Annotated in this window: 5 protein-coding genes; 1 reads left to right on the forward strand and 4 read right to left on the reverse strand. The window is 60.9% G+C overall.

Going from position 1 to position 4,742, the window contains the following annotated elements:
• The coding region (locus tag ABY948_RS11190) for an FAD-binding oxidoreductase (protein WP_461482618.1) at positions 1–1,338 on the reverse strand (1,338 nt) is incomplete at its 3' end.
• A 102-nt stretch (positions 1,339–1,440) separates the two neighbouring features.
• Between ABY948_RS11190 and serA the strand changes: the two genes are divergently transcribed.
• Complete coding sequence (gene serA / locus ABY948_RS11195; protein ID WP_461482619.1) at positions 1,441–2,670, forward strand: phosphoglycerate dehydrogenase; 1,230 nt, start codon at positions 1,441–1,443, stop codon at positions 2,668–2,670.
• 66 nt (positions 2,671–2,736) lie between these two features.
• Here serA and ABY948_RS11200 read toward each other — a convergent pair whose 3' ends face one another.
• From ABY948_RS11200 to ABY948_RS11210, 3 genes are all read right to left on the reverse strand, one after another.
• Complete coding sequence (locus ABY948_RS11200) at positions 2,737–3,744, reverse strand: alpha/beta hydrolase (protein WP_461482620.1); 1,008 nt, start codon at positions 3,742–3,744, stop codon at positions 2,737–2,739.
• The gene (locus ABY948_RS11205; protein WP_461482621.1) at positions 3,734–3,856 is read right to left on the reverse strand and encodes a DUF2798 domain-containing protein; all 123 of its coding nucleotides are present in this window, start codon (positions 3,854–3,856) and stop codon (positions 3,734–3,736) included. Before ABY948_RS11205 ends, ABY948_RS11200 begins: the two co-directional genes overlap by 11 nt.
• A 208-nt stretch (positions 3,857–4,064) precedes the next feature.
• A partial coding sequence (locus ABY948_RS11210; protein ID WP_461482622.1) for a class II fructose-bisphosphate aldolase occupies positions 4,065–4,742 on the reverse strand: 678 nt, incomplete at its 5' end.

Genomic DNA, 4,742 nt, shown 5'->3' on the forward strand with positions numbered 1-4,742 from the left:
CTGCTGCATCAACAGCAGCTCGGCCGGCGAACGGCTGTAACCCAGGTATTCCTTCTTCAGCAGGCCGACCCCGTGTTCGGCGGAGACGCTGCCGTGGAACTCGCCCACCAGCGCGGCGATCTGCTTGCTGACGCCGCTGCAGCGCTCGGTGAACTGCTCGATGGACAGCTCATCCGGTTTGAGGATGTTGAGGTGCAGGTTGCCGTCGCCGATATGGCCGTACCAGACCACTTCAAAATCCGGGTACTGCTGCGCCGCCAGGGCTTCCACTTTGGCGAGAAATTCCGGCATGCGGGAGATATTGACGCTGATATCGTTCTTGTAGGGTTTCCAGCGGGACAGGGTTTCCGACATGTCCTCGCGCAGCTTCCACAGGTTCTCCGCCTGGGACAGGCTCTGGCTGATCACGCCGTCTTCCACCCAGCCCTCCATCACGCAGGTCTCAAACAGTTCCATGGCCCGCTCCAGCTCGGCCTCGGAGGTCTGCTCGAATTCCAGCAGCGCATAGAACGGCGCCTCGGTCTCAAACGGCACCGGCACCTGGCTGTGGTCGACCACCCGCACCATGCCGTTGTGGGTAAAGAATTCGAAGGCGGTCAGGTCCATGCCGTCGTTGAAGGTTTTCAGCACCTCGATGATGCTCGGGAAATCCACCACCCCCAGCACCAGCACGCTCAGCTCCTTCGGCGGCTTGGCCAGGCCGATGGTGGCCTCGGTGATGATACCCAGGGTGCCCTCGGAGCCGATAAACAGGTGGCGGAAGTCCAGCCCGGTGTTGTTTTTCACCAGCCCGTGGTTGAGCTCGAGGATGTTGCCGTTGCCGTCCACCACCTTCAGCCCCAGCACCCAGTCGCGGGTCATGCCGTAGCGGATCACCTTGATGCCGCCGGCATTGGTGGCGATATTGCCGCCGATCTGGCTGGAACCGGCGGAGGCGAAGTCCACCGGATAGAACAGCCCCTGCTGCTCGGCATATTCCTGCAGCTGCTGGGTAATCATGCCCGCCTGTACGGTGACGGAGCGATCCACGGCATTGAAGTCGATTACTTTGTTCATGCGATCCAGGGCGATGACGATCTCGCCGTGCAGCGCCACGGCGCCGCCGCTGAGACCGGTGCGTCCGCCGGAAGGTACCAGTGCCAGATTTTCCGCCCTGGCCAGCTGCACGATGGCCTGCACCTGCTCGGTGGTATCCGGCAGCACCACCACACCGGGCGCCGGCTGCCAGATGGTGGTGCGGTCAACGCCGTACTGCTGGAAGGAAACCTCGTCCGTCAGCACACGCTGCTCACCGACAATCTCACGTAATTTCTCAATGACCGGAGGGGCAACAGTCATGTCTGGAACCTCCATAAAATAGGGGCAGTTATCGAAGGGCGTGCATGGTATCATAGCCGCCTTTTTTTCAGATAGCTGTATGGCCACTGGACCGAGGAGCGTATGGTCAATTTTTCTCTCGATAAATCCAAGATCAAATTCCTGTTGCTGGAAGGGGTTCACCCTTCCGCCGTCACCACCCTGGAAGCTGCCGGCTACACCAATGTGGAATACCTGAAGTCTGCGCTGCCCGAAGACCAGCTGGTGGAGAAGATCAAGGACTTCCACTTTGTCGGTATCCGCTCCCGCACCCAGCTCAATCGCCGGGTCATCGAAGCGGCCGACAAACTGATCGGCATCGGCTGTTTCTGCATCGGCACCAACCAGGTGGATCTACAGGCGGCCACCGAGCACGGCATCGTGGTCTTTAACGCCCCCTACTCCAACACCCGCAGTGTGGCGGAACTGGTGATCGCCGAGACCATCATGCTGATGCGCGGCATCCCCCAGAGGAATGCCGCCGCCCACCGCGGCGACTGGCTGAAGAGTGCCACTGACGCCTACGAAGTGCGCGGCAAGACCTTTGGCATCGTCGGCTACGGCAACATCGGCAGCCAGGTGAGCGTAATGGCCGAAGCCATGGGCATGAAGGTCAAGTTCTACGATGTGGTCACCAAGCTGCCCCTCGGCAACGCCGAACAGGTGGGCACCCTGCGGGAACTGCTGCGGGTTTCCGACGTGATCTCCCTGCACGTGCCGGACACTGCCGCCACCCGCAATATGATGGGCACCGAGCAACTGGCGGCCATGAAAAACGGCGCCATGCTGATCAACGCCGCCCGCGGCAAGGTGGTGGACATCGACGCCCTCTGTGGTCGCCTGGAAACCAAGCAGCTGGGCGGCGCCGCCATCGACGTGTTCCCGGTGGAGCCGAAATCCAACCAGGAAGAATTCGTTTCGCCGCTGCGCAAGTACGACAATGTGATCCTGACCCCGCACATTGGCGGTTCCACCCAGGAGGCCCAGGAGAACATCGGCCTGGAAGTATCGGAGAAGCTAATCCGCTACAGCGATACCGGTACCACCATCAGCGCGGTGAACTTCCCGCAGGTATCGCTGCCGTCCCATACCGGCGCCCATCGCCTGCTGCATGTGCACCACAACACGCCGGGTATCATGACCGCCATCAACCACGTGTTCTCGGACAACAATATCAACATCAGCGGCCAATACCTGCAGACCACGGAATCCGTTGGCTACGTGGTGCTCGATGTGGAGGCGGAATACAGCGACCTGGCCCTCAAGGAACTGCGCACTATCGAAGGTACCATTCGCTGCCGGGTGCTGTTCTAGCTTCCCGATTGCACGCAGTAAAAAAAGGCCGCCTCTAATGGCGGCCTTTTTGTTGTTCCCAAATGATCAATCGGCATCCAGCGCCTTGAACACCTTGTCGCGCAACCAGCCCACCTCATTCACCAGGTGGTGCTGGGCATTGGCAATCACTTCCACCTGCAGGTTGGGAAATTTTCTGCGTATCGCCGCCAGGTTGAAACGCCAATCCACCGTGGCATCGCTGTCCCCCTGGATCACCCGCAGCGGGTAATCACAGGGCGGCAGGGCGGCAAACTCCTCCGTCCAGCGCTTCATCGACGCCACCCACTCAATGGGAATAAAGCTGTATTGCAGGGGATCGGCATTCTCCAGAAACTGGTTGAATACCTCATCGGAGGTGTTGGGCCGGAAGGTGCGGGAGATTTTTTTCAGCACCTTGTGAAACACCCTGTAGGTGCGCAGGCTCTTCATCCAGTCCCGCGGCCAGATCAGCGGAGCCAACACCGTCACGCCCGCCAGATCATTGCGGTAATGGTGGGGCTTGGCCGCCATCACATACTTGATCAGAATAGCCCCCCCGGTGCTCTGCCCCACCGCCTTCCAGGGTTTGGGAAAGTGCGCCTCACACTGGTGGAGCAAGTCGGAAAACACTTCCACGTAGTGATCAAAACTTTCGATGCTGACCCGCTCACCACTGGACAGTCCGTGACCGGGCAGATCAAACGCCACCACCGCATAGCCGCGGCGCAACAGGTAGCGAATCAAGTGGCCGTAGAGGCCGATATGGTCGAAATAGCCGTGCACCACCAAATAGGTGCCGCGGGGGTTTTCCGGCAGCCAGTAATGGGTGGCGATCTGAAAGCCGCAGGAGTCGTAGCGCCCCAGGCAGTGGCGCACGGTGGCCAGGTCGTCCAGCATATCCAGGCCATAGTAGCTCTGGTACCAGGTCTCTTCGGGGCGCGGCACATGCCAGTCGAGGGCGAGATCAAACTGCAGGCGGGGCAAACTGGCGCGCAACGTATCCAGTTGCTGCCGGGTCAGCCCGATCACATCCCAGCCCGGGGCGCCGGGGCCGTCGCCGCGATCAGTGCTCATCGCGACGAACCACCAGCGCCACCAGACGCCTGACCAGTGGCGCCACCACCATCACCGCGGGGAACGCCACCACGAAAGCAAACCCCCAAGCGGGCAGCCAGATGCTGCACAATATTGTCCACCAGCTCCACATTGAAAATGCTGCTCACCGGGGACATAAAACAGGACATCGGCAGCGCCATGAAAAAAGCGAACAGCGCGTGCTGGTACTTGCTGTGGATCACCTGTCGACGACTCCTGTGCAGCGCTGCTGCAAACCGGGACTGCGCGTGAAAGGGGGTAGCCCCACCCCCCGATGCAGCCTCAATTGACTGGCTGGCTCAACCCCCACGCTGGTAGCGCTGAGACATCTTTTCCAGGCTCAGCGGAACAATTTTGCTGGCCTGACCCGCCGTACCAAAGGCTTCGTAGCGGGACAGACAAATGTCCTTCATGGCCTTGATGGTTTCATTCAGGTATTTACGCGGATCGAATTCGGCCCGGTTCTGCGCCAGGAAACGGCGCACGGCACCGGTGGAGGCCAGGCGCAGGTCGGTGTCGATGTTGACCTTGCGCACCCCGTGCTTGATACCTTCGACAATTTCTGCAACCGGCACCCCGTAGGTTTCCGGAATCTCGCCACCGAATTCGTTGATGACCGCCAGCCACTCCTGGGGCACCGAGGAGGAACCGTGCATCACCAGGTGGGTATTGGGAATGCGCGCGTTGATCGCCTTGATCCGCTCAATGGCCAGAATGTCGCCGGTGGGCGGGCGGGAAAACTTGTAGGCGCCGTGGGAGGTGCCGATGGCAATGGCCAGGGCGTCCACGCCGGTCTTGGCGACAAAGTCCGCCGCCTCTTCCGGGTCGGTCAACATCTGCTCGTGGGACAGGGTACCCTCGGCGCCGATGCCGTCCTCTTCCCCGGCCTGACCGGTTTCCAGGGAGCCGAGGCAACCCAGCTCACCCTCCACCGACACACCACAGGCGTGGGCCATGTCGACGGTGCGACGGGTCAC

Origin of the sequence: Porticoccus sp., assembly GCF_041592135.1 — a bacterium.
In the GTDB taxonomy this organism is placed as follows: domain Bacteria; phylum Pseudomonadota; class Gammaproteobacteria; order Pseudomonadales; family Porticoccaceae; genus Porticoccus.

What these genes read in the sequence shown, in the direction of transcription:
- serA (WP_461482619.1), top strand. Translation starts at nt 1,441, where the DNA reads ATGGTCAATTTTTCTCTCGATAAATCCAAGATCAAATTCCTGTTGCTG.
- ABY948_RS11200 (WP_461482620.1), bottom strand. Translation starts at nt 3,744, where the DNA reads ATGAGCACTGATCGCGGCGACGGCCCCGGCGCCCCGGGCTGGGATGTG.